General features: G+C 34.1%; 16 protein-coding genes and 1 pseudogene. 15 read left to right on the top strand and 2 right to left on the bottom strand.

Annotation, left to right across the window (positions count from 1 at the left end; all coding sequences use genetic code 11):
- The first annotated feature begins 65 nt into the window (after positions 1-65).
- Positions 66-3,182 carry a leucine-rich repeat domain-containing protein gene (locus tag F8162_RS21075; RefSeq protein WP_151635556.1) on the top strand — a complete coding sequence of 1,039 codons (3,117 nt, stop codon included), beginning with the start codon at positions 66-68 and terminating at the stop codon, positions 3,180-3,182.
- A gap of 155 nt (positions 3,183-3,337) precedes the next feature.
- Positions 3,338-4,204 (top strand): GNAT family N-acetyltransferase, encoded by an 867-nt coding sequence (locus tag F8162_RS21070; protein WP_151635558.1) that lies wholly within the window; start codon positions 3,338-3,340, stop codon positions 4,202-4,204.
- A gap of 130 nt (positions 4,205-4,334) precedes the next feature.
- On the opposite strand, the gene opuD is transcribed toward F8162_RS21070, so the two are convergent.
- Positions 4,335-5,885: a glycine betaine transporter OpuD gene (opuD, locus tag F8162_RS21065; protein WP_151635560.1), complete on the bottom strand. Its 1,551-nt coding sequence runs from the start codon at positions 5,883-5,885 to the stop codon at positions 4,335-4,337.
- Between the two features lie 268 nt (positions 5,886-6,153).
- Here opuD and colA point away from each other — a divergent pair, with 268 nt between their 5' ends.
- The 7 genes and pseudogenes from colA to F8162_RS21035 all read left to right on the top strand — a co-directional run bounded on the left by colA (position 6,154) and on the right by F8162_RS21035 (position 16,099).
- Complete coding sequence (gene colA / locus F8162_RS21060) at positions 6,154-9,051, top strand: collagenase ColA (protein WP_151635562.1); 2,898 nt, start codon at positions 6,154-6,156, stop codon at positions 9,049-9,051.
- Between the two features lie 246 nt (positions 9,052-9,297).
- Positions 9,298-9,846, top strand: coding sequence for an NfeD family protein (locus F8162_RS21055; RefSeq protein ID WP_151635564.1), 549 nt, complete (start codon positions 9,298-9,300; stop codon positions 9,844-9,846).
- A 12-nt stretch (positions 9,847-9,858) separates the two neighbouring features.
- Positions 9,859-11,433: a flotillin family protein gene (locus F8162_RS21050; protein WP_151635566.1), complete on the top strand. Its 1,575-nt coding sequence runs from the start codon at positions 9,859-9,861 to the stop codon at positions 11,431-11,433.
- Positions 11,434-11,556: 123 nt separating this feature from the next.
- Positions 11,557-12,654, top strand: a pseudogene (locus F8162_RS29475) (cache and HAMP domain-containing protein); the annotation flags it as partial.
- Positions 12,655-12,696: 42 nt separating this feature from the next.
- Positions 12,697-13,644 (top strand): methyl-accepting chemotaxis protein, encoded by a 948-nt coding sequence (locus F8162_RS29470; RefSeq protein WP_413226578.1) that lies wholly within the window; start codon positions 12,697-12,699, stop codon positions 13,642-13,644.
- Positions 13,645-13,796: 152 nt separating this feature from the next.
- Positions 13,797-15,407, top strand: coding sequence for a sensor histidine kinase (locus F8162_RS21040; RefSeq protein WP_151635570.1), 1,611 nt, complete (start codon positions 13,797-13,799; stop codon positions 15,405-15,407).
- Positions 15,407-16,099 carry a response regulator gene (locus F8162_RS21035; RefSeq protein ID WP_151635572.1) on the top strand — a complete coding sequence of 231 codons (693 nt, stop codon included), beginning with the start codon at positions 15,407-15,409 and terminating at the stop codon, positions 16,097-16,099. Before F8162_RS21040 ends, F8162_RS21035 begins: the two co-directional genes overlap by 1 nt.
- A 42-nt stretch (positions 16,100-16,141) precedes the next feature.
- Here F8162_RS21035 and F8162_RS21030 read toward each other — a convergent pair whose 3' ends face one another.
- Positions 16,142-17,446: a CitMHS family transporter gene (locus tag F8162_RS21030; RefSeq protein WP_151635574.1), complete on the bottom strand. Its 1,305-nt coding sequence runs from the start codon at positions 17,444-17,446 to the stop codon at positions 16,142-16,144.
- A gap of 253 nt (positions 17,447-17,699) precedes the next feature.
- Between F8162_RS21030 and F8162_RS21025 the strand changes: the two genes are divergently transcribed.
- The 6 genes from F8162_RS21025 (at position 17,700) to F8162_RS21000 (ending at position 23,068) form a co-directional block, all read left to right on the top strand.
- Positions 17,700-17,954 (top strand): hypothetical protein, encoded by a 255-nt coding sequence (locus F8162_RS21025; protein ID WP_151635576.1) that lies wholly within the window; start codon positions 17,700-17,702, stop codon positions 17,952-17,954.
- Between the two features lie 131 nt (positions 17,955-18,085).
- Positions 18,086-18,589 (top strand): nitrous oxide reductase accessory protein NosL, encoded by a 504-nt coding sequence (locus tag F8162_RS21020; protein ID WP_151635578.1) that lies wholly within the window; start codon positions 18,086-18,088, stop codon positions 18,587-18,589.
- Between the two features lie 294 nt (positions 18,590-18,883).
- A complete protein-coding gene (locus F8162_RS21015) occupies positions 18,884-19,720 on the top strand; it encodes an ankyrin repeat domain-containing protein (RefSeq protein WP_225990170.1) in 837 nt (278 codons plus the stop codon).
- Between the two features lie 574 nt (positions 19,721-20,294).
- Positions 20,295-20,999 carry a metallophosphoesterase family protein gene (locus F8162_RS21010; protein WP_151635580.1) on the top strand — a complete coding sequence of 235 codons (705 nt, stop codon included), beginning with the start codon at positions 20,295-20,297 and terminating at the stop codon, positions 20,997-20,999.
- A 150-nt stretch (positions 21,000-21,149) separates the two neighbouring features.
- Entirely contained in the window at positions 21,150-21,821 is a 672-nt protein-coding gene (locus F8162_RS21005) for a response regulator transcription factor (RefSeq protein ID WP_001238626.1), read from the top strand.
- Positions 21,818-23,068, top strand: a complete 1,251-nt coding sequence (locus F8162_RS21000) for a HAMP domain-containing sensor histidine kinase (protein WP_318826082.1) — start codon at positions 21,818-21,820, stop codon at positions 23,066-23,068. The genes F8162_RS21005 and F8162_RS21000 overlap by 4 nt, the downstream gene beginning before the upstream one ends.
- Positions 23,069-23,259: the final 191 nt, after the last annotated feature.

Genomic DNA, 23,259 nt, shown 5'->3' with positions numbered 1-23,259 from the left:
AATCATTATCATTTATTCGAGATATGATTACATTTAGATTTATATATTTTGGAGGAGATGTAAAGTTGAAAAAAAATAAAAGAAAACATATAAATGCAATGTTAGTGGCGGCAACATTATCGTTGCCGTTTGCTGTTTATGCTACACCTGTCTTAGCAGCTACTGCTGCTACAGAGAATATGGTTGCACAAAGTCCAAAAAAACATGTTTTTGATGCGGTAATTAAGGCCTATAAAGATAACTCAAATGAAGAGTCATATGCAACTGTATATATAAAAGATCCAAAGCTGACGATTGAAAATGGGAAAAGAATTATTACAGCAACATTAAAAGATAGTGATTTCTTTGACTATCTGAAAGTTGAAGATAGTAAAGAACTAGGTGTGTTCCATGATGTAAAGGTGCTTTCAGAAGATAAAAGAAAACATGGAACGAAAGTTATTCAATTTGAAGTAGGTGAGTTAGGAAAAAGATATAATATGCAAATGCATATTTTAATTCCAACTTTAGGGTACGATAAGGAATTCCAAATTCAATTTGAAGTGAATATGCGAACATTTGTAGAAAGTGATATAGAAGAAGATGACGAAGAACAAATCGAGGATACACAAAATGTAATACGTGATAAACGATTACAGCAAGTAATTAATAAAAACGTATTAAATAGAAAAGATGTAAATGAGCCAATATTTGAAGAAGATTTAAAAGAAATTAAAGAGTTAAATATATATGCAGGTCAAGGAATTGAGAGTCTAAAGGGATTAGAGTATATGGAAAATCTAGAAAAACTAACAATACAAGGGTCTGATGTACGAAATATAGCTCCTATTTCACAACTAAAACGTTTAAAAGTAGTTGATCTATCTTTTAATAAAATAGAAAATGTTGAGCCGTTTGTAAACTTAGAAAGATTGGATATACTAGAGCTACAAAATAATAGAATTACTGACGTTACTCCATTAAGTCAACTTAAAAAGGTTAGGACAATTAACTTATCAGGTAATAAAATTAGTGATATAAAGCCTTTATATAATGTTTCTTCTTTAAGAAAGTTATATGTAAGCAATAATAAAATTACTGATCTTACAGGCATTGAGCAAATGAATAAGTTAGGGACATTAGGAGTAGGAAGTAACGGGCTTGTAAATATTGAACCGATTAGTCAGATGAGTGGTATTGTGGAACTTGATCTTAAAAATAATGATATTAAAGATATTGCATCGTTATCTAAACTAACTGGCTTACAATCACTTAATTTAGAGGAAAACTATGTTTCGGATGTATCATCACTTAGTAATTTGACTCATTTATATGAATTAAAACTTGCAACAAATGAGATTCGTGATATAAGGCCTATTCAAGAATTAGGAAAACGAATTAAGATTGATGCTCAAAGACAAAAAGTCTTTTTAGATGAAGCGTATATGAATGATGAAGTGAAAATTCCTGTGTATGATTTAAATGGGGCAGCACTTCAAAATATTGAGTGGAAGAGTGAAGGCGGAAGTATTACGAACGGAGAAATAAAGTGGAATAGTCTTGGAGAAAAAACGTATGAATTTAAGATGGATGCTGGGGAAAGCAAGATAAGGTTCCACGGAAGGGTAATACAAAATATCGTTGAAAAACGAGAAGAAAGCTCTAACGTAATTCAAGATATGAAACTAAGACAATACATGAATAAACATAATTTTGAACGCAAAAATGTAAATACCCCTATAACGAAAGAAGATTTATTAACAGTTAAGACTTTGAAAATTACAGATGGGAAAAAAGAGGGAATAACAGATTTTTCTGGATTAGAATTTATGATAAATATGGAAGAATTGACATTAAAAAATGTTAATGTGAAAAATGTGGAATTTATCTCGAGTTTGAGAAGTTTAAAGTTAGTAGATTTATCCAATAATCAAATTGAGGATATGAAACCACTTCATTCATTAGAGAATCTTGAAAAATTAAATGTTAGCAATAACAGCATAAAAAATGTTCCAGAACTATTTAAGATTCAGAAATTAAAAACTCTCGATTTATCAAATAATAAACTTGATCATGCTGCTCTTGATGGAATTCATCAATTGAAAAATCTAGATACGTTGTTAGTAAATCATAATGAAATCAATAGTTTAGAGGAAATTAGTAAAATTAACAAATTGAATAAGCTTGAAATGATGGGCAATAAAGTACGAGACATTTCTCCATTAGCGAACTTGAAAAACCTACAGTGGTTAAATTTATCTGATAATAAGATTCAAGATATCTCTACTTTATCTTCTATGCTCGATTTACTTAGTTTGAAATTGGCTGGAAATGAGATTCGTGATGTAAGACCAATCATTCAATTGGCTCAATGGATGTTTATTGATATTAAAAATCAGAAAATTATTTTAGAAGATGGACAAATGAATCAAGAAATACAAATTCCTATCTACGATTTAGAGGGAGAAATCTTTGAAGATATTGAACTGAAGGGTACAGATGGTATCGTTACTGATAGAGGAACAGTCGTATGGAAAACTCCAGGAGAAAAAGTTTATGCGTTCTCCTTAAATGGAAATTATCACGGTCTATCTCTATTATTCAGTGGAACAGTTATGCAAAATATAGTAGCGCAAGAAGAAGTAAAAGAGCCGGCAAAAGAAGTTGACGGATCGAAAGAAGAGCCAAAAGAACCAACAAAAGAAGTTGAAGAATCAAAAGAAGAAGTAAAAGAACCAACAAAAGAAGTTGAAGAATCAAAAGAAGAAGTAAAAGAACCAACAAAAGAAGTTGAAGAATCAAAAGAAGAAGTAAAAGAACCAGCAAAAGAAGTTGAAGAATCAAAAGAAGAAGTAAAAGAACCGTCAAAAGAAGTTGAAGAATCAAAAGAAGAAGTGAAAGAGCCAACAAAAGAAGTTGAAGGACCGAAAGAAGTAAAAGAAATTCAAGGTTCAAAAGACGCAGTAAATCAATCAGTAGCAGTTCAAGAACAAAGTATGAACAATCAGGTTGTGAAAGAAAAAGTAATAGAGAATCAAAACGTGAAAGAAAATAAACCAGCTGTTAATAAGCAAGAAGAAAGTAAGAAATCATTAGGAGCAACAGGTGGACAAGAAAATAATGTACCTTTATTTGGTGGCCTAGCATTAGTTCTTTCAGCATTAAGTATGTTTGTATTTAGAAAGAAATTATTTAAGAAATAAAAACGTTTTATCTTGCTATAACGTAAAATAATTATATGATTTTTTGAGAAGACATTATTATGGCGATTTCATTTTGAAATATGCTTATGATAATGTCTTTTTTTGAAGGATATAAATGGAAAAAGTGTAAATGTATTAGAGAAGGAGGAGAGGTTATGCATGTTAGTTCTATTTTGAAAATTGAAGAGGTGGCAGCATTTATTGCGAATATGAATAAAGATGCTACTCATCATGTTGGTTATTGTGGAGATGAGAAAGAGGAGTTGTTACAGACAATTATTCATGATTTTTCGGATATAGGATGGGAACAATCTTTTGTTGCTACTTATGAGAATAATAATTTAATAGGTGTATTAGGATTCGATGTGGATGAAGTAAAGAAATGTGCCGAAATATGGGGACCATTTATTCTTTCAGCGAATTGGGAAGAAGTAGCTTTACATATGTGGAAGGAACTTATCGAAAAGATGCCTTTCCATATTGAAAAGTTTTATGGTTTTTATAATGTGGAGAATAATAATTGTGCCGGCTTAATGAAGGATTTACATGCAAAAGAACAAGATCAACATAGTATTTTCAGTTTAAGCCATAATCTTGTGGAAGAACGTAGTATATGTAATGTAGAAGAAGCTTTACCAAAAGTATTTAAGCAGTTTATCTCTTTACACAATAATGTTTTTCCTAATACATATTATGAAGGAAATGAAATTATCGAACGTTTAAGTGATACGAATAAATTATTTGTAAGTATGAAGAATGATAAGTTAGAAGGTTACGTATATGTTGAAGTAAATCCGGAGTTTCAAGAAGCGAATATCGAATTTATTTCAACTGCTGAAAATAGTAGAAGAAAAGGTGTCGGAGAGCGGTTATTACAAGCTGCAATTCAGTATATTTTCTCGTTCCAAGGGATGAGAGAGATAGAACTATGTTTAAATAAGAATAATGATGGTGCGATGAAGTTGTACAAGAAAGTAGGCTTTGTGGAGAAAGCATGTTTACAACACTATATAATAGAGTAAAAGTCCATTCGTATGAAAAGTATATTTCATACGAATGGGCTTTTACTTCATTTACTTTGCCGCCCTCAGTAATAAGGGATGCAGGACTAATTTGAGGAACGAATGCTCCTTTTAGAAGAGGTGCTAATCGTTACATAACTTTTTTTATTTTTTTCGGAACTTCTTTCGTTTGCAAATTAACATCTTCTTTTCGTAGCTCTTTAAAGAGCGAAGTAATCATAAGAACGACTACGATAGAAAATGGTAGAGCTGCGATTATAGCTGCAATTTGTAGTGCATTTAACCCTCCAGCTTGTAATAAAAGAGCTGCAATTATCGCGATTGTTAATCCCCATATAAGTTTTAAACTATTTTTCGGTGATAAGCTTCCGTTACTCGTTTGCATTGAAACAACAAATGTTGCCGAGTCGGCAGAAGTAACGAAAAATGTGGCTACTAAAATTAACCCGATAATCGTTAAAAATGTAGAGAATGGTAGGTGTGAAATAACAGCAAATAATCCAATCTCTGTACCATTCTTTGCGATTTCATCAGCTATGCCAAGCGATTGGAACATTTCCATATGGATAGCGGTACCGCCAAATACTGCAAACCAAAATGTACAGATAAGAGTTGGGACTAATACAACTCCAAAAATAAATTCTTTTATTGTGCGTCCTTTAGAAATACGGGCGATGAATGTACCGACGAATGGAGACCAAGAGATCCACCATCCCCAATAGAAAATAGTCCAGTTTTCAATCCAAGAAGAAGATTTTTCATTAAATGCGCCTAAATTTAATCCCATACTAGGTAAAGCTCCGATATAAGAACCGAGTGTAGATGTGAAATATTTCATAATAAATACAGTTGGTCCTAAAAGTAAAAAGGAGACGAGTAATATACCTGCAAGAGAGAAATTTAAGTTACTCAAATATTTAATCCCACGATCTAAGCCTGTTTGTGCACTTGTTAAATATAAAACAGCGAAGATGGCGATAAGTACGAGCTGAGTAAATAAAGTATTATGAATAGAAGGGAATAAATAGCTTAATCCTCCGGCGATTTGTTGAGCACCAATCCCAACAGATGGCACAATACCGAATACTGTGGCTAAAACAGCTAAAATATCCACTGTTTTTCCGATAGGAGAATTTTTCGATCGATTAAATAATGGAGTAACTGTAGCCCCAATTGTGCTACCTTTTTGTTTGCGGAATGTGAAATATGCAATTGTTAAAGCAACCATTGCGTATAGTGACCATGGAAAGAGACCCCAGTGGAAAAATGAATATTGCATAGCAAGCTTGGCGCTTTCCTCTGTACCTGCTTTTCCTGTTAGTGGATCTGTAAAATGTGAAATCGGTTCAGCGATTCCATAAAAGAGGAGTCCAATTCCCATTCCTGCCCCAAACAACATGGATAGCCAAGATGGGTAACTATACTTTGGTTTTTCTCCATCCTTACCAAGACGAATAGAACCGTACTTAGAAAATGCTAAATACGTGGCTAAAATAATCATTGTGGTCATAAGTAGAGAGTAAAACCATCCAAATTTATTGAGGATAAATGAGTTTAAAGAAGATGTAACGCTTTGTAAATCATAGCCTTGTATCCAACTTGCCGGGGTAATTCCCCATATGATGAATAACGTTGTTAGCAAGAAGGAGATATAAAATACACTGTTTTCTTTTTTTATCATAGAATCCCACCTTTGTTTAATAAAGTTAACAATTATATTAATCATAACAATTAAAGGTTTAATTGTCAAAAAATTCTCTTTTTGATACGTGTGAAATGACTGTTTAATCGCTATAGATTCATAACTATTGGAGGTTAGATAAAGGGAAGGTTGTTCACGATATGTACAAAATGTAAGAAGAAATAATATGAAATATTGCATTTTACATTGTTACATCTAGATTTTATGTTAAATTCGTGAATGGAATATTTGAATAGGGGGCAAGGATATGAACAAGAAATCAACAATTAATAAAGTAATGCTTAGTATTAGTACAATGGCTCTATCACTGGGGGCAATTCAAACTCATGTATCAGCAGAAGAAAAGGTACCATATAATGTATTGCATTCGAAACCGGTTGGAATCGAAAAGCCAGTAGATGAGATTGGGCACGTTTCTAAAGCAGAGGAGACATTATCGTTTAAAGAACGGTTAAAAGTAGGAGACTTTTCACAGAGACCAGCATCTATTATGAAGAGCTCAGAAGTAAAGCAAATTAAAGAAAGCTATTCAATGGCTGATTTAAACAAAATGAATAATCAAGAATTGGTTGAAACGCTAGGAAGTATTAAATGGAATCAAATTACAGACTTATTCCAGTTCAATGAAGATGCAAAGGCTTTTTATAAAGACAAAGGGAAAATGCAAGCGGTTATAGATGAATTAGCTCACCGAGGTAGTACGTTTACGAAAGATGATTCAAAAGGAATTCAAACGTTTACGGAAGTGTTACGTTCAGCTTTTTATCTCGCATTTTACAATAATGAATTAAGTGATTTAAATGAGAGAAGCTTCCAGGATAAATGTTTACCTGCTTTAAAAGCAATTGCAACCAATCCAAACTTTAAGCTTGGTACATATGAGCAAGATGCAGTCATATCTGCATACGGTAAATTAATTAGTAATGCTTCAAGTGATGTGGAAACGGTTCAATACGCATCGAATATTTTAAAACAATACAATGATAATCTTCATACGTATGTAGACGATCGTATGAAAGGACAAGCTGTATACGATATGATGCAAGGTATTGATTATGATATGCAATCTTATTTATTTGAAACTCGTAAAGAGGCAAAAGATACAATGTGGTACGGGAAAATAGATGGATTTATTAATGAAATAAATCGTATTGCTCTTTTAAATGAAGTAACACCAGAAAATAAGTGGCTCGTTAATAATGGAATTTATTTTGCTAGTCGTTTAGGTAAGTTTCATAGTAATCCAAATAAAGGTTTAGAGGTTGTTACACAAGCAATGCATATGTATCCGCGTTTAAGTGAGCCGTATTTTGTTGCAGTAGAACAAATTACGACAAATTATAACGGAAAAGATTATAGCGGTAATACGGTAGATTTAGAGACGATACGTAAGGAAGGAAAAGAACAGTACTTACCAAAAACGTATACATTCGACGATGGGTCTATTGTGTTTAAAACAGGAGATAAAGTATCAGAAGAAAAAATTAAGAGACTATACTGGGCTGCAAAGGAAGTAAAAGCACAGTATCATCGTGTAATTGGGAATGACAAAGCGTTAGAGCCAGGCAATGCAGATGATGTATTAACGATTGTGATTTATAACAGTCCAGAGGAGTACCAGTTAAATAGACAACTGTATGGATATGAAACAAACAACGGTGGCATTTATATAGAAGAAACAGGTACATTCTTTACATATGAGCGTACGCCAGAACAAAGTATTTATAGTCTAGAAGAGCTGTTCCGTCATGAGTTTACTCATTATCTTCAAGGTAGATTTGAAGTGCCAGGTTTATTTGGAAGAGGAGATATGTATCAAAATGAGAGATTAACTTGGTTCCAAGAAGGAAATGCAGAATTTTTCGCAGGATCTACTCGTACAAATAATGTAGTACCGAGAAAGAGCATCATTAGTGGATTATCATCTGATCCTGCAAGCCGTTATACAGCAGAGCGCACATTATTTGCTAAATATGGTTCTTGGGATTTCTATAATTACTCGTTCGCATTGCAATCTTATTTATATACACATCAATTTGAAACATTTGATAAAATTCAAGATTTAATTCGTGCAAATGACGTGAAAAATTATGATGCCTATCGTGAGAATTTAAGTAAAGATTCTAAACTAAATAAAGAGTATCAAGAGTATATGCAACAGTTAATTGATAATCAAGATAAATATAATGTACCGGAAGTAGCAGATGATTATTTAGCTGAACATGCACCAAAATCTTTAACAGCAGTAGAGAAAGAAATTCGTGATACGTTGCCGATGAAAGAGGCAAAAATGACAAAACATAGCTCCCAATTCTTTAATACATTTACATTAGAAGGCACATTTACAGGTAGTGTAACAAAAGGTGAATCAGAAGACTGGAATGAAATGAGTAAACGAGTAAATGAAGCAATAGAAGAACTGGCGCAAAAAGAATGGAGTGGCTACAAAACTGTTACAGCATACTTCGTCAATTATCGTGTGAATAGTTCAAATGAATTTGAATATGATGTAGTCTTCCACGGTATCGCAAAAGATGATGGAGAAAATAAAGCTCCAACGGTTAAGATAAATGGACCTTATAATGGGCTTGTAAAAGAAGGAATTCAATTTAAAAGTGATGGCTCAAATGATGAAGATGGAAAAATTGTTTCTTATTTATGGGAATTTGGAGATGGCAGCACAAGTGCAGAAGTTAATCCAATACATGCATATGAAAGAGAAGGAATTTATAAAGTAGCGTTAAGAGTAAAAGATGATAAAGGTAAAGAGAGCAGAAACGAAACCACTGTTACGATTAAAGATGGAAGTTTAACAGAATTAGAACCAAATAATCGTCCAGAGGAAGCGAATCGTATTGGGCTAAACACTACTATAAAAGGTAGCCTTATCGGCGGAGATCACACCGATGTTTATACATTTAATGTAGCATCAACGAAAAATATCGATATTTCCGTTTTAAATGAGTATGGAATCGGGATGACATGGGTGCTTCACCATGAATCAGATATGCAAAATTATGCCGCTTACGGTCAAGCTAATGGAAATCATATAGAGGCAAAATTTAATGCAAAACCAGGTAAGTATTATTTGTATGTATATAAATATGATAATGGCGATGGAACGTACGAATTATCAGTAAAATAAGTGCTTTTCCAATGTATGTTTAACTTTACTTTTTGTGGAAAATAGTATATTATATAGATATATAATATATCGGTTATTTACTAGGAGGAGCCTGTCACAATAGGTTTCTCCTGTTCTTTTTTAGGGGCCTGTCTTACAGGCTTTTCTTTAAAGGGTAAATAACTGAAAATTAAGAACTATAATCTTTGAAAGAGGTGGGGCATAAACATAACAAAAAAGGAATTGTTTAAGAGAGGGGGATAAGAAATGGCTTTGTTTGGTTATCCACTTGAAACAATTTATTTATACGGATTTATTATTGCTACTATACTCACTGTTATTTATATCTTTTTTGGAGATATATTTGAATCCATATTTAGTTTTGGAGGCGGATCGGTATCCGTTGTTACTTTATTACTTAGTTTTTTCGCCATGTTATGTGGACTTAGTTATATAGGAGAATATTTATTTTCCTTTAATAGCATTCTTATTTTTGGGGCTGCATTTGCTATATCCTTTATTGGTGTTTTCATAATGAAAATATTAATTTTAAAGCCGATTGCAGAAGCAGAACAAAACACTGTGCAGCGTATGGATGAATTCATTGGTTGTAAGGGAGAGGTCATTACGGCTATTCCTATAGAAGGGTTTGGTGAAGTATTAATTTCCTCCCAATTTGGAAACAATGCAATCCTAGCTAAAACAGTTGGAAAGAAAGATATTTCACAAGGAACGGAAGTTATTATCGAGGGAGTCCAAGATGGTGTTTTACTTGTACAGAACATCGCTTATTCTTTAAAGAAACCAAAATTATAAGGGGGAATTTACATGACGATTCCATTAATTATCGGTGGAGTATTACTCGCAATTTTAATTCTACTCATTTTAGTATTCATTACAAAGTATCGAACAGTTGGACCAGATGAAGCATTAATTGTTACTGGAAACTGGCTTGGTGGCGGGAAAAATGTAGTTACCACTGATGATGGAAAGAAGATTAAGATTATTCGTGGTGGCGGTACTTTCGTAGTTCCGATTATGCAAAGAGCAGAGCCTTTAAGTCTATTAAACTACAAATTAGAAGTGGGAACACGTGATACGTATACGAAACAAGGTGTACCGATTACAGTAAATGGTGTTTCTATTATTAAAGTAGGATCTACCATTGAAGAAGTTTCTACAGCAGCTGAACAATATTTAGGAAAAGAAACAGAAGAGTTGAAAATAGAAGCAAAAGAAGTTTTAGAAGGTCATCTACGTGCTATTTTATCTTCTATGACAGTAGAAGATGCCTATAGTAATAGAGAGCAATTCGCTCAAAAGGTACATGAAGTAGCTTCTACAGATTTAAAGAAGATGGGACTTCGCATCGTTTCCTTTACAATTAAAGAAATCATGGATAAGAACGGTTACTTAGATGCACTTGGTCAGCCACAAATTGCGATGGTTAAGCGTGATGCAACAGTTGCAAATGCAGAGCGTGAAAAAGAGGCGCGAATTGAAAAAGCTCGTGCTGAGAAAGAAGCGAAAGAAGCTGAGTATCAACGTGATGCACAAATCGCTGAAGCTGAAAAACATAAAGAGTTAAAAGTACAATCTTATAAGAGAGACCAAGAACAAGCTCGCGCAGATGCAGATCTTTCCTATGAATTACAACAAGCAAAAGCGCAACAAGGTGTTACAGAAGAGCAAATGCGCGTTAAAATCATTGAGCGTGAGAAACAAATTGAATTAGAAGAAAAAGAGATTGCGCGTCGTGAGAAGCAATATGATGCAGAAGTAAAGAAAAAAGCAGATGCAGATCGCTATGCTGTTGAGCAATCAGCGGAAGCAGAAAAAGTAAAACAAATTAAAAAAGCAGATGCGGATCAATATAAGATTGAAGCTGAAGCGAGAGCTCGTGCGGAAGAAGTACGTGTAGAAGGTTTAGCGAAGGCGGAAATTGAAAAAGCGCAAGGTCAAGCAAAAGCAGAAGTACAAAAAGCACAAGGTACAGCGGAAGCAGATGTTATTAGGTTAAAAGGTTTAGCAGAAGCAGAAGCGAAACAAAAAATTGCAGAGGCATTTGAATTATATGGCCAAGCGGCAATTATGGATATGGTTCTTAACATGCTTCCAAGTTATGCGAAGGAAGTTGCAAGCCCACTTAGCAACATTGATAAAATTACAGTTGTCGATACAGGCGGCGGTGGTAAAAATAGCGGTGCCGGAAAAGTTGCAGGTTATGCGACTGATTTAATGGCAACGATGCAAGAAACATTAAAAGCTTCTTCTGGCATTGATTTAAAAGAGTTATTAGAAGGATTTGCAGGAAAAGGAGCGATACAACAATTATCAAACGATAAACCTGTTGTATCTGTAGTAGAAGATGCGAAAAAAGAAGTAGAAAAAGATAAAGAGTAGTAAAGTGGGAGGAACCTCTAGTAAGTAAGATACTAGAGGTTCTTCTGTGAATTATAATATTTCGAATAATATACATTTTTATATATTGTTTTAATTATTTAATTTATATAGAATGAAAAAGGTATGTATCAACTCTTCAATAGAGAAAGAGTTGATACATTTGAATCGTATGATTTATATAAAGAAATTAAATGTAAAACAATTACATTTAAAACGGTATGGAGGGGTAGAAATATGTTTCAAGGGAAATTAAGGAGTAGTAGTTTAAAAACAAAGTTACTTGTATCATTTATCATTATTTTAATTCTTCCAAGTATTGTAATTGGTTTGACGTCTTATCAGCAGGCCAAGACGAATTTTAATGAAACGATTGTAAACTCGGCGAAAGATAATATAAAAATTTTGGATAATGTAATTAACAAGGAATTGGATAGTAAAAAAGTAGATGCAACTTATTTTACGAAATTATTCACACACTCAAGTTACCAAGCAGACCAAATTCAAAACATCCAAAATAAACTAGAAGAATACAACAAATTACATCCAGAAATGGAAGCAATCTATACAGGATCTAGTAATGGACAGTTTATTCAATCACCAGCTATTCAGATGCCAGACGGATATAATCCTACAGAAAGAGATTGGTATAAAGAAGCAGTGAAGAAAAGCGGAGAGGTAATTGTAACTGCTCCATATAAGTCACAGACGACAGGGAATATTGTTATTACACTAGCGAAACAAAATGAGGATAAAAGTGGCGTTCTTGGGATTGACTTAATAATTAATGATATTGTTACTACTTCCAAGATGGTTAATATCGGTAAGGAAGGGTATGTAGCAATATTTGATCAAGATAAAAATGTAGTAGCACATCCAAAAATGAAGCCAGGAGAGAAATTAGAAGAGAAACTTAGTAAGGTATTTTATAAACAGGAATCTGGTGATTTTCATTATTCATTAGAGGGTGAAGACCGTAATATTACTTTTAAAACGAATAAGAAAACGGGATGGAAAATAGCAGGAGTTATGCCTTCAAAAGAAATTATTGAAGCAGCTGAACCTATTTTCTATAAAACGATAACTGTTATTGGTATTTCATTAATAATTGGCGGGATTTTAATTTACTTCATCATTGCCTCTATTATTAATCCGTTAAAACAACTTGTTATATCATCGAAAAAGATTAGTGAAGGCGATTTAACAGAATCTATTGCAGTTCATTCTAAAGATGAAATTGGACAGCTAGGAGAAAGCTTTAACGAGATGGCAGCATCATTACAGCATGTCATTTCCAATATAAATACTTCGGCAGGTCATGTAGCGGCATCTTCAGAAGAATTAACAGCTAGTATGAAGCAGACGAGTGAAGCAACGGAACAAATTACACAAGCGATAGAGCAAGTGTCGAGTGGAGCGGAAATACAAACGAAAGAAGTCGAAGAAGGCGCAACATTATTAGAAGAAGTTACAGAAGGAATTCAACGTGTGGCAGACAGTTCTTCATTAGTGTCCACAGCATCTATGTATACGAAGAAAAAGGCTGAAGATGGTGGGAAGTTAGTTGAACAAACGGTGAATCAAATGCAATTAATCCATGAGTCTGTTTCACAATCAGATAAAGTTATTGTTTTGCTAGATGATAAGTCGAAACAAATTGGAGCAATCCTTGAGGTAATTCAACATATTGCAGAGCAGACAAATTTATTAGCATTAAATGCTGCAATTGAGGCTGCGAGAGCGGGAGAGCAAGGAAGAGGATTTGCAATTGTAGCAGATGAGGTGCGAAAGTTAGCAGAACAATCAGGACAGTCTTCTACGGAAATTGGAAAACTAGTAAAAGAGATACAATTTGACATAAAAGAAACGGTAAGTTCTATGAAGCAAGTTGGAACAGAAGTACAATCGGGGCTTGTAGTTGCAAATGAAACGAAGCAAAGCTTTGCTGAAATATTGAAGTCTACAGATGATACAGTTGTACAAATTGATAGTATGGTAGAAGTAGCGAAACAAATGACAGTAGATGCAAAACAAGTTAGTGCATCTATTAATGAAATTGCAGCTACGATTGAAGAAAATGCAGCAAGCGTTCAAAATATTGCTGGTTCTTCAGAAGAACAATTAGCTTCAGTAGATGAAATTAATGCAGCAGCAGTTCATTTATCGCAAATGGCAGAAGAATTACAAGAGATGATTGGAAAGTTTAAAGTGTAATAACAAATGTTAAGAAACGAGGTAGTAATTGTACTTCGTTTCTTTTTTTATGAAGAGAAAAAGAAAGAAATATAGAGTAACCGTGTTATGATTAGGTGTAAATATAAAAGACTGTATTTTCGTTAAATTCTATCTTTAATCATGTTAGGGGAATGGTTTTGAAATTTAAAAAATTAAAACTACAACCGAGAATTACATTAACAATTAGTACCCTTATTTTAGTTGTACTTCTGTTAACAAGTTATTTGTTTTATTACATATTGTCTGAAACGGTAGAAGAGCAAATTGGGAAACGTGCTTTGCATGTTGCGAAAACAGTTGCTGCTATACCTGAAATAAAGGAAGCTTTTCAAAAAGAAAACCCAGCTTCTATCATTCAGCCAATTGCAGAAAAAATTCGAATTGATACAGATGCTGATTTTATTGTAGTTGGAAACAAAGAGGGGATTCGATATGCACATCCTAAGCGAGATAAAATAGGAGAAATAATGGTTGGTGGAGATAACAAAGGAGTTCTATTAGAAGGAAAATCTTATGTTTCGAAAGCAACTGGATCATTAGGACCTTCATTACGCGGCAAAGTTCCAATCCGTAATCAGGAAAATGAAATTATAGGCGTGGTGTCTGTTGGATTTTCAATGGATGATATTCATGGAGCGATAGAAGTGTATGGAAAGCGTGTATTTTGGATTACAATAATAGGTCTTTTAATGGGGGTAATGGGTTCTATATATTTAGCGAGAAGTATAAAAAGAATGATGTTTGGGATGGAGCCAGAAGAAATTTCATCTTTATATGAAGAACATAGTACAGTGATTCAATCTGTACGTGAAGGGATTATTGTTATTGATCAAAATGGTATGATTAGTTTAGTCAATCAAGCAGCTTATGATATTCTTTCGCTAGATGAACAACGAAATATTATTGGAGAATTTATTTTAAATGTAATTCCTAATTCGACGATATTAGATATATTTCAAACTGGTGAAGAGCAGTTTGATCGTCAATTAAATATAAAAGGGCAGGCTGTTATTGCAAACCGTCTACCTATTAAAGTAAAGAATAAAGTAACTGGAGTTGTATCGAGCTTACGTTTGAAATCTGAAATGGATCAGTTAACAGCAGAATTATCTCAAACGAAGCAATATACAGAGGCATTACGAGCGCAAACGCATGAATATAACAACTTATTGTATACGCTTTCAGGTCTTATCCAGTTAGAATCATATGAAGACGCTTTAGAGCTTATTCATAAAGAAACAGCGGTATATCAAGATTTTGTTCAATTTATTATGAAGCGAATTCAAAATCCGTGGTTAGGTGGAATTTTAATTGGATTCTATAATAGAGCAAGAGAGTTGAAGATTGATTTTGTGCTAGATCGAGAAAGTAGCTTAGACAAATTAAGCCCGCACATTGAGAGTAATTATGTCGTTTCTATTTTAGGAAATTTAATTACGAATGCATTTGAAGCGATTGAAGGAAATGAAGAGAATGATAAGAAGGTAAGAATGTTTGTAACTGATATGGGAGAAGAAATAGTAATTGAAGTGGAAGATTCAGGACAAGGGATTCATGATGAAGTCATTACTAGCATATTCTATAAAGGCTTCTCGACGAAAGAAGGTGGGAAGCGAGGATATGGATTAGCAAAGGTGAAAGAGTTAGTGGAAGATTTAAATGGAAGTATCGCAATCGAAAAAGGGGATTTAGGTGGTGCATTATTTATTATTGCATTACCAAAAGAGAGAGGCGAATTGTGATGGGTGAGGAGATTGAAGTATTGATTGTAGAAGATGATATTCGCATTGCGGACATTCATCGGCGTTTTACTGAAAAGGTTGAGGGATTTAAAGTAATTGGAACAGCAACGAATGGAGAACAAGCGAAAGAATGGCTAGACCTTGTGAAGCCACAGCTCGTTTTATTAGACGTGTACTTACCTGATATGCAAGGAACGGAACTTGTCACGTATATTAGGCATAATTTACATGATACAGATATTATTATGATTACAGCTGCATCGGAAACAGATGTAGTAAGGCACGCTTTACGAGGCGGAGTAACAGATTATATCGTAAAGCCACTTATGTTTGATCGATTTAAGGCGAGTTTGGAAATTTACCAAAAAAAGATTGTGCAGTTAAAGAAAACTAATCAATTATCTATAGAGCAAATTGAACATTTATGGTCTCAAAGAGGCGTAAAGGGAAATGACATAGAATATGCCCCGAAAGGGATAGATCCTTTAACTTTAGCAAAAATAAAAAAGCATATGTTAACAGTTGATGAAGAAGGTATTACGGCAGAAGTGTTAAGCTCAATGGTTGGGGTGAGCCGATCAACAGCGAGGCGTTATTTAGAGTATTTAATATCTGGAAAGAAAGTTCATGCGGAGCTTATATATGGGAGTGTAGGGAGACCAGAGAGACGGTATTTTCTTGTTTCTTCATAATAAACAACAGTAGAGGGTATATGTCCTCTACTGTTGTTTATCTTATATTGGAATAATCCCAATTACAATTCCAGTAATCAACATCACCATTGTCGTTCCAACAGCCCAAAGTAACGTAAATCGTTGGTGTTCACCAAAATCAACCTTTGCCATACCGACTAATAAATAAGTGGAAGCAACGAGGGGACTCAGTAAGTGAACAGGTTGACCGAGTAAAGAAGCACGTCCCATTTCAGCTGCACTAATTCCGTAAGCAGCGGCAGCTTTCGTTAAAATAGGTAATACGCCGAAGTAAAATGCATCATTGGACATGAAAAATGTGAACGGCATACTAAGAAGAGCTGTAATAATTGGTAGTTGTGGTCCAAGAGCGTCTGGTATAAGAGTGACTACACTTTGAGCCATTGCATCTACCATTTTAGTTCCTGATAAAATACCAGTGAAAACTCCAGCGGCAAATACGAGAGAAACAACCGCTAATACGTTTCCTGCGTGAGAAGCAATACGTTCTTTCTGTTGTTCTAAGTTTGGATAGTTAAGCATAACAGCAATAGCGAAAGCAATTGTAAATAAAACAGGTAACGGCATAACTTCTAGTATGAGACAGACAAGTAAGGTAACAGTTAATAAAAAGTTAATCCATAGAAGTTTAGGGCGTTTATGAACAGCAGCTTCTACTGTTGCAGCTTGCTCATCCATCGTTTGCATTTGTTTTAAATATTGTACATCCATAATTCCTAGACGTTTTCTTTCTTTTTTGCCAAGGTAGTAAGCAACGAAAACGACCCAAATGGCACCCGCGATCATTCCTGGTATAAGTGGTGTAAAGAGCTCTGATGCGTCTAGTCCAAGAGCACTCATAACACGAGCTGTCGGTCCGCCCCACGGTGTAAGGTTTGTCACTCCTGCCCCTAACATAACAACCCCAGCTAATATAAGTGGATTCATTCCAAGGCGTTTATATAGTGGGTACATTGCGGAAACAGTAATCATATATGTCGTTGTTCCATCCCCATCTAATGAAACGATAATCGTAAGAATCGCTGTACCAACAACAATTTTTAAAGGATCTCCTTTTACAAATTTCAAAATCCGACTAATGACAGGATCGAATAAACCGCTATCAATCATAATTCCGAAATACAAAATAGCAAACATAAGCATAATACCGGTAGGTGCAAGTTTTTGAATTCCCTCTAACATCATAGGTCCCATGTCTGCATAGAAGCCTCCAATTAATGCGAAAGTAATTGGAATTAATATTAATGCTACTAGTGCTGACATACGTTTCGTCATAATTAAAAACATAAAGACAAGTACCATCGTAAATCCAAGTAGTGCTAACATGTAATCTCCCCCTCAAAAATGATTGCGCTTTCAAAATGGAATGAAAATTCAGAAAAATGTTTTTTGTTTATCATAAAATCATTCATTCAAATGGTAAATAATTTGAAAAATAACATCATTAGAAGCATAATTTTTATTTTGGTCATTTTGTTCACGGTAGTTAATTTGAATTTTTTAAAAAGTAAGCCGCCATCCGTAAGAATGGTAGAATAAGATGAAAATATTGAAGTGTGACATAGGGAGTAGATTTTATATGAAAACGAGAATGGAAGAGATTTATAGCTCTTATGAAGGAAAAGTAGAGGAGATTTTTGTTAATGAATCTTCTTACGTATATGAGTGGGAAAAATTAATGATGATCCAAAAAAATAACGGTGAACTTGAAAAAGTTGCGATCGGTATCAGTGGAAATATAAGATTAGTAAATGTAGTTGTTGGGCAGCAAATTCATACAGATACATTATTAGTTAAGTTAGAAGACGATTTATTAATTACAGGTTGTGAATGATGAGAGATGTGTAGAAATGACTACACATCTTTTTTGTTCCATATATTACAAAAGCCACATTGTTTTTTCACAAATCGCACACAAGTTTTTGATATGCTCCTTGTAGAAGATACGGTTAGGGAGGAAATAAAATGAGAACAAAGTATGCGATGCTTGCTATATGCTTATTCCTTGTCTTTACAATAGTAGGATGTGGTAAGAAACGAGCAGAGGCAGTGGCAATTGATGAGAAACATGATAAGTGTGATATTTGCCAAATTGGGGTAATGGATAATCAATTTGCAACAGAAGTTATTTTAGAAAATGGAAAAGCGTTAAAGTTTGATGATATCGGTTGTATGTATAAATGGATGGAGATTAATCCAGGTGAAAAGACGAAAGAAAAATTTGTTCGAGATTATGATTCGAAAGAGTGGATTTCATTAGAAGATGCGACTTACGTATATGATAAAACAATAACGACACCGATGTCTTATAATGTCATTTCATTTGAAAATAAAAAGGATGCGGAAAGCTTCGTGTCTAACTATAAAGGGAAAGTTCTTTCATATAAAGAGCTAGCAGAGCATAAATGGGAAATGAATAAAGAGATGATGGGGAATCCGAAAAAGGGAAATCACGGTGGTCATCATTAATACTAGTAAGAGACAACTATCATAGTTGTCTTTTTTTAGTATTACTCAAGTGCAAATATAGAAAAGGTGTAAAAATTTTAGAAGAACGGTTACAATGGAATATAGTAACCTAAAGCAATCATGTATGTACTTTTTAGAAATGTATACAAATGCGGTAAAATCGTGCTAAACTAATTGCTTCGCTAATATAGGTTGAGAAACATAGGTATAAGTTTAGATAATCCGATTAAAGAAGGAATATAAAGGGCTTATGGATAAATGTAATCAAGAAGAGTTATTGTATGTGATGGAGGAATGGTTAAGAAAACATTATCTTTCATAGGAGCTGTAGTTGTGAGAAAACAAAAAATTTTATTATGTATGTTATTAGGACTTTTAATGACGGTAGTGGCTTGCGATAAGCAAGAGGAGCCAGAATCGAAACCGGTTCATGTGAAAAACGAAAAGAAAAAAGAAAAGCATAAAGAACAGGAAGAATCTAAGGAAGAAAAAAGTATAAATTTAATGGACAAACAGTTGCTACTTTCTGCGACTCTTGGAGACACAGAAACGGCTATGAAGCTGATTCAAGATGGAGCCAATATAAATGTAGAAGGTGACAACGGAGAAACGCCTATCCTTGCAGCAACGTATCAAAATCACGTAGAGACAGTTAAAGCGTTAATTGGTGCAGGTGCTAATATGGAAAGTAAAGATGAGAAACAAAGCAATCCATTTCTTTATGCAAGTAGAGAAGGATATACAGACATTGTAAAGCTACTAATTAATGCAGGGGTTAATACGAAAGAAATTACTAAATCAGGTGGAACAGCACTCATTTCTGCATCTGAACGTGGCCATGTAGAGGTCGTAAAAGAATTGTTAGAGCATACAGATATTGATGTGAATTATAGAAATGCTCGTGGTGGAACAGCTTTAGTAGAAGCAATCGTATTAGGAAATGGTAGTGAAAATCATAAGAAAGTAATTCAAATACTTATTGACCACGGGGCAGATGTAAATATGGCCAATAAGGAAAATATTACGCCATTGCAATATGCTGAAAAAAGAGGTTTTAAAGATATTGCAAATATGTTGAGGGTAGCTGGAGCGAATGAAGTAATACAGCCACAACCACAACCGGTGGAATAACAAGTATGAAATAATCCCATTTAGATAGACAGAATGAAGAAGTCATTTCGTATGATGGATTCAGTAATGTGTATGTAAATGGGATTTTTGTTTTGAAAAAATTATTTGAGGGGATAGATACATAGTAAAAGGAATAATAAAGTGTGTAAATGAAACATGGTAATAAGAGAAAGCCGTATCCTGAAAAAGGATACGGCTTTCTTTACAAGGAGACAAGGGATCAAAAAAATGAAGAAGTCTTATCTCTTTTATATGAGTAAAGGGTCTAGAATAAATCTTGTCCTTTTCATTATTTGTTTAACTCCATTGCAACTTGTTTGCCATTTACGAAAACCTCTGCCACTGCTACTACAACTTCCATCACTTTTTTCATGTCTCATCTCTCCTTGTTTTTTTGTTTCATTTCTTACTTTCAGTATAAGGAAATATAGCAATTGCAACTATCGAATTGGATGACAAGAGACTTACATTGTTGTAAGGATAATCGTTTTGTTTGTAATAAATATGAGTTCAGAAGTTTCTGTTGTTTTGAACTATAATTAGAAAGAGAGTGGTTTAGAAAGAAGGGGATAATATGAAAAGAATTCTTGTTATTAGTGATATTCATGGAGAAATAGAAAAGTTCGAACAGTTATTGGAAGAAGCTCAATACGATGCAAGAAAGGATCAATTAATTTTATTAGGGGATTATGTGGATCGTGGTCCAAATGCGCGTGCAGTAATTGAAAAGGTAAAAGCGTTAAAAGAAGAGGGAGCCCTCGTTCTAAAGGGCAATCATGAAGATATGATGATTAAGGCGTTAACGACGGATGAGGAACGTTCATGGAACCATTGGGTAAAAAGAAATGGTGGAGATAAGACTTTATATAGTTATGGATTTGTAGAAGAAGATATTGTGGTTAATGAGGGGAATTTCCAAAAACCGATTTTACAATCGCGTGTATTAGATGAACATGTAAAGTTTATTCAAGAATTAGATCCTTACATTGAAACAGAAGAGTATATATTTGTACATGCTGGTGTTGAGCCAATGAGACGAGTTTCTGAATGTGAACCATATACGTTAATGTGGATTCGTAATGAGTTTCATAATGGATATAGCGGGGAAAAGGTTGTTGTATTTGGCCATACGGAAACAAAAACGCTTCATGGTAGTGAAAATTGTGGCGTGTATTTTGGGAGCAATCGTATTATAGGGATTGATGGCGGTGCTGTATATGGTGGTCAGTTAAATTGTTTAGAATTGCCGAGTCAAAAGGTATACGCAGTAAAAAGTTGAAAGAGATGAGAGGAGTCTTATTTCTTTCAACTTTTTATTAAGCAAAATTTAAGGAAGAGCTTTTATAATAAATCTTCCTAATTTTATATTGAGAAAAACGTTAAAATATAATTATAAATAGAATTGAACAATATGGCGGAAGGTGAGAATATGCGCTTACTCGTAGTAGAAGATAATGCTTCTTTATTAGAGTCCATTGTCCAAATATTACGCGATGAATTTGAAGTAGATACAGCATTGAATGGAGAAGATGGATTATTTCTAGCGTTACAAAATATATATGATGCCATTTTGCTTGATGTGATGATGCCAGAAATGGACGGTTTTGAAGTGATTCAAAAAATACGTGATGAAAAGATTGAAACACCAGTCCTATTTTTGACAGCGAGAGATTCTTTAGAAGATCGCGTGAAAGGGTTGGATTTTGGCGGGGATGACTATATCGTTAAGCCATTTCAGGCTCCAGAGTTAAAAGCGAGAATTCGTGCTTTATTACGACGAAGCGGTAGTTTAACAACAAAGCAGACTATTCGTTATAAAGGGATTGAACTGTTCGGAAAAGATAAAGACGTTCAAGTAGATGGACAAAGTATGAAGCTAACATTAAAACAATATGAGCTTCTAGAGTACCTTGTTCAAAATAGCGGAAAGATTTTAATGCGTGAACAAATTTTTGATCGTGTTTGGGGATTTGATTCAGATACGACAGTAGCAATTGTAGAAGTATATGTACATCATTTACGTAAAAAATTAGAGCCATTCGGTTACCAGAAAGATATTCAAACCGTTCGAGGTATTGGATATATATTAAAAGAACAATGAAGAAGGGAAGTATGTTTCAGAAGACGCGCATTCGATTGACTATATTGAATTCATTAGTATTTATCATTTTGATAGGTGTATTAGGTAGTATCATTTATTCGTACACATATAAGCGGATTTATAGTGGAGTAAATGAATCGATAGAAAAAGCCGTTCAGCATAGAAAGAATGCAAATGATAAAAAACTACCTAAAAAAATGAGGGGATATCCTCCAATTGGGGATCCGAGGATAATGGAGTTAACTTGGAGTGGAAACACAGTGGAGATAGGTGTTGAAAACGGCAAAAGACGTTTGATCTTTGAAGACAATTTAGGAAAGTTTTCGCCAAAGAAATTAGGAACTTTGCAAGATATAGAAGTGCAAGGACTATATTTTAGGACATTTGCATTTCAACAAGATGGAAAAATAGTTCAAATTGTACGCGATATAACAGCTGAAAAAGACATGTTAAATACTTTATTTTTAATTCTTGTTATAGGTTGTAGCGTAGGAAGTTTATGTGCAATAGGAATTGGATTTTTCTTAGCTGGCAGGGCGCTCGTACCCATTCAAAATTCATGGGAAAAACAGCAGCAATTCGTGTCGGATGCATCGCATGAATTAAGGACACCACTTGCAGTTATTCAATCCAAGACAGACATATTATTTCAGTCACCATCTGCGACAATAGAAGAAAAAGCGATGGATATTTCTACGATTTCAAAGGAGTGTAGAAGGTTATCTAAGCTTGTAGCTAATTTATTATTGTTAGCACGTTCGGATTCTAATCAAATTGAGATGGATAAGAAAACATTTGAAATGGATACATTGTTAGAAGAAATAGTAGAGCCATATAAAGAGATTGCTTCCTATCAAGAAAAAGAGATGATATTGAAAGCAGAGCATGACATATCATTTATGGGTGATAGAGAGCGAATCCATCAAATGATGGTCATATTGTTAGATAATGCGATGAAGTATACAAATGGGGGCGGGCATATTCAAATCGATTGTACGCAAACGAGCAGCTCAATTCGTATACGAGTGAAAGATGACGGGATAGGGGTTAAAGATGAGGACATCCCAAAATTATTTGATCGTTTTTATCAAGGTGATAAAGCGAGAAGTGCGTCAGAAGGAGCGGGATTAGGCCTTTCAATCGCAAATTGGATTGTAGAAAAGCATTATGGGAAAATATTAGTAGAGAGCAAATGGGGAGAGGGTACTTGTTTTGAAGTGAATTTCCCTAAAAACCAAAGAATATAAGTGAGAAGACGATCTTGTTTTTACAAGGTCGTCTTTTTTTAAGGGAAAGTTAAGAAACTATTTATAACATGTATGATATACAGAAAGTTCGCCCTATGAAGAAGCGATTATAAAAAGGTATTTGAGCAGATTATATCGATCATAATGTTATTTCGATTATGTATAGGGAATGATGGAAAAGAAAGTGTAAG

This window comes from Bacillus sp. CH140a_4T (genome assembly GCF_008923725.1).
Taxonomy (GTDB): domain Bacteria; phylum Bacillota; class Bacilli; order Bacillales; family Bacillaceae_G; genus Bacillus_A.
Note: the sequence above shows the minus strand (reverse complement) of the source record. Positions and strands in the feature narration are given on the sequence as shown.

Coding starts and splice junctions, on each gene's coding strand:
- F8162_RS21015 (WP_225990170.1), top strand. CDS start 18,884: ATGGTTAAGAAAACATTATCTTTCATAGGAGCTGTAGTTGTGAGAAAA.
- F8162_RS21025 (WP_151635576.1), top strand. CDS start 17,700: ATGAAAACGAGAATGGAAGAGATTTATAGCTCTTATGAAGGAAAAGTA.
- F8162_RS21040 (WP_151635570.1), top strand. CDS start 13,797: ATGGTTTTGAAATTTAAAAAATTAAAACTACAACCGAGAATTACATTA.
- F8162_RS21035 (WP_151635572.1), top strand. CDS start 15,407: ATGGGTGAGGAGATTGAAGTATTGATTGTAGAAGATGATATTCGCATT.
- F8162_RS21070 (WP_151635558.1), top strand. CDS start 3,338: ATGCATGTTAGTTCTATTTTGAAAATTGAAGAGGTGGCAGCATTTATT.
- opuD (WP_151635560.1), bottom strand. CDS start 5,885: ATGATAAAAAAAGAAAACAGTGTATTTTATATCTCCTTCTTGCTAACA.
- colA (WP_151635562.1), top strand. CDS start 6,154: ATGAACAAGAAATCAACAATTAATAAAGTAATGCTTAGTATTAGTACA.
- F8162_RS21050 (WP_151635566.1), top strand. CDS start 9,859: ATGACGATTCCATTAATTATCGGTGGAGTATTACTCGCAATTTTAATT.
- F8162_RS21020 (WP_151635578.1), top strand. CDS start 18,086: ATGAGAACAAAGTATGCGATGCTTGCTATATGCTTATTCCTTGTCTTT.
- F8162_RS29470 (WP_413226578.1), top strand. CDS start 12,697: ATGGCAGCATCATTACAGCATGTCATTTCCAATATAAATACTTCGGCA.
- F8162_RS21030 (WP_151635574.1), bottom strand. CDS start 17,446: ATGTTAGCACTACTTGGATTTACGATGGTACTTGTCTTTATGTTTTTA.
- F8162_RS21055 (WP_151635564.1), top strand. CDS start 9,298: ATGGCTTTGTTTGGTTATCCACTTGAAACAATTTATTTATACGGATTT.
- F8162_RS21005 (WP_001238626.1), top strand. CDS start 21,150: ATGCGCTTACTCGTAGTAGAAGATAATGCTTCTTTATTAGAGTCCATT.
- F8162_RS21000 (WP_318826082.1), top strand. CDS start 21,818: ATGAAGAAGGGAAGTATGTTTCAGAAGACGCGCATTCGATTGACTATA.
- F8162_RS21010 (WP_151635580.1), top strand. CDS start 20,295: ATGAAAAGAATTCTTGTTATTAGTGATATTCATGGAGAAATAGAAAAG.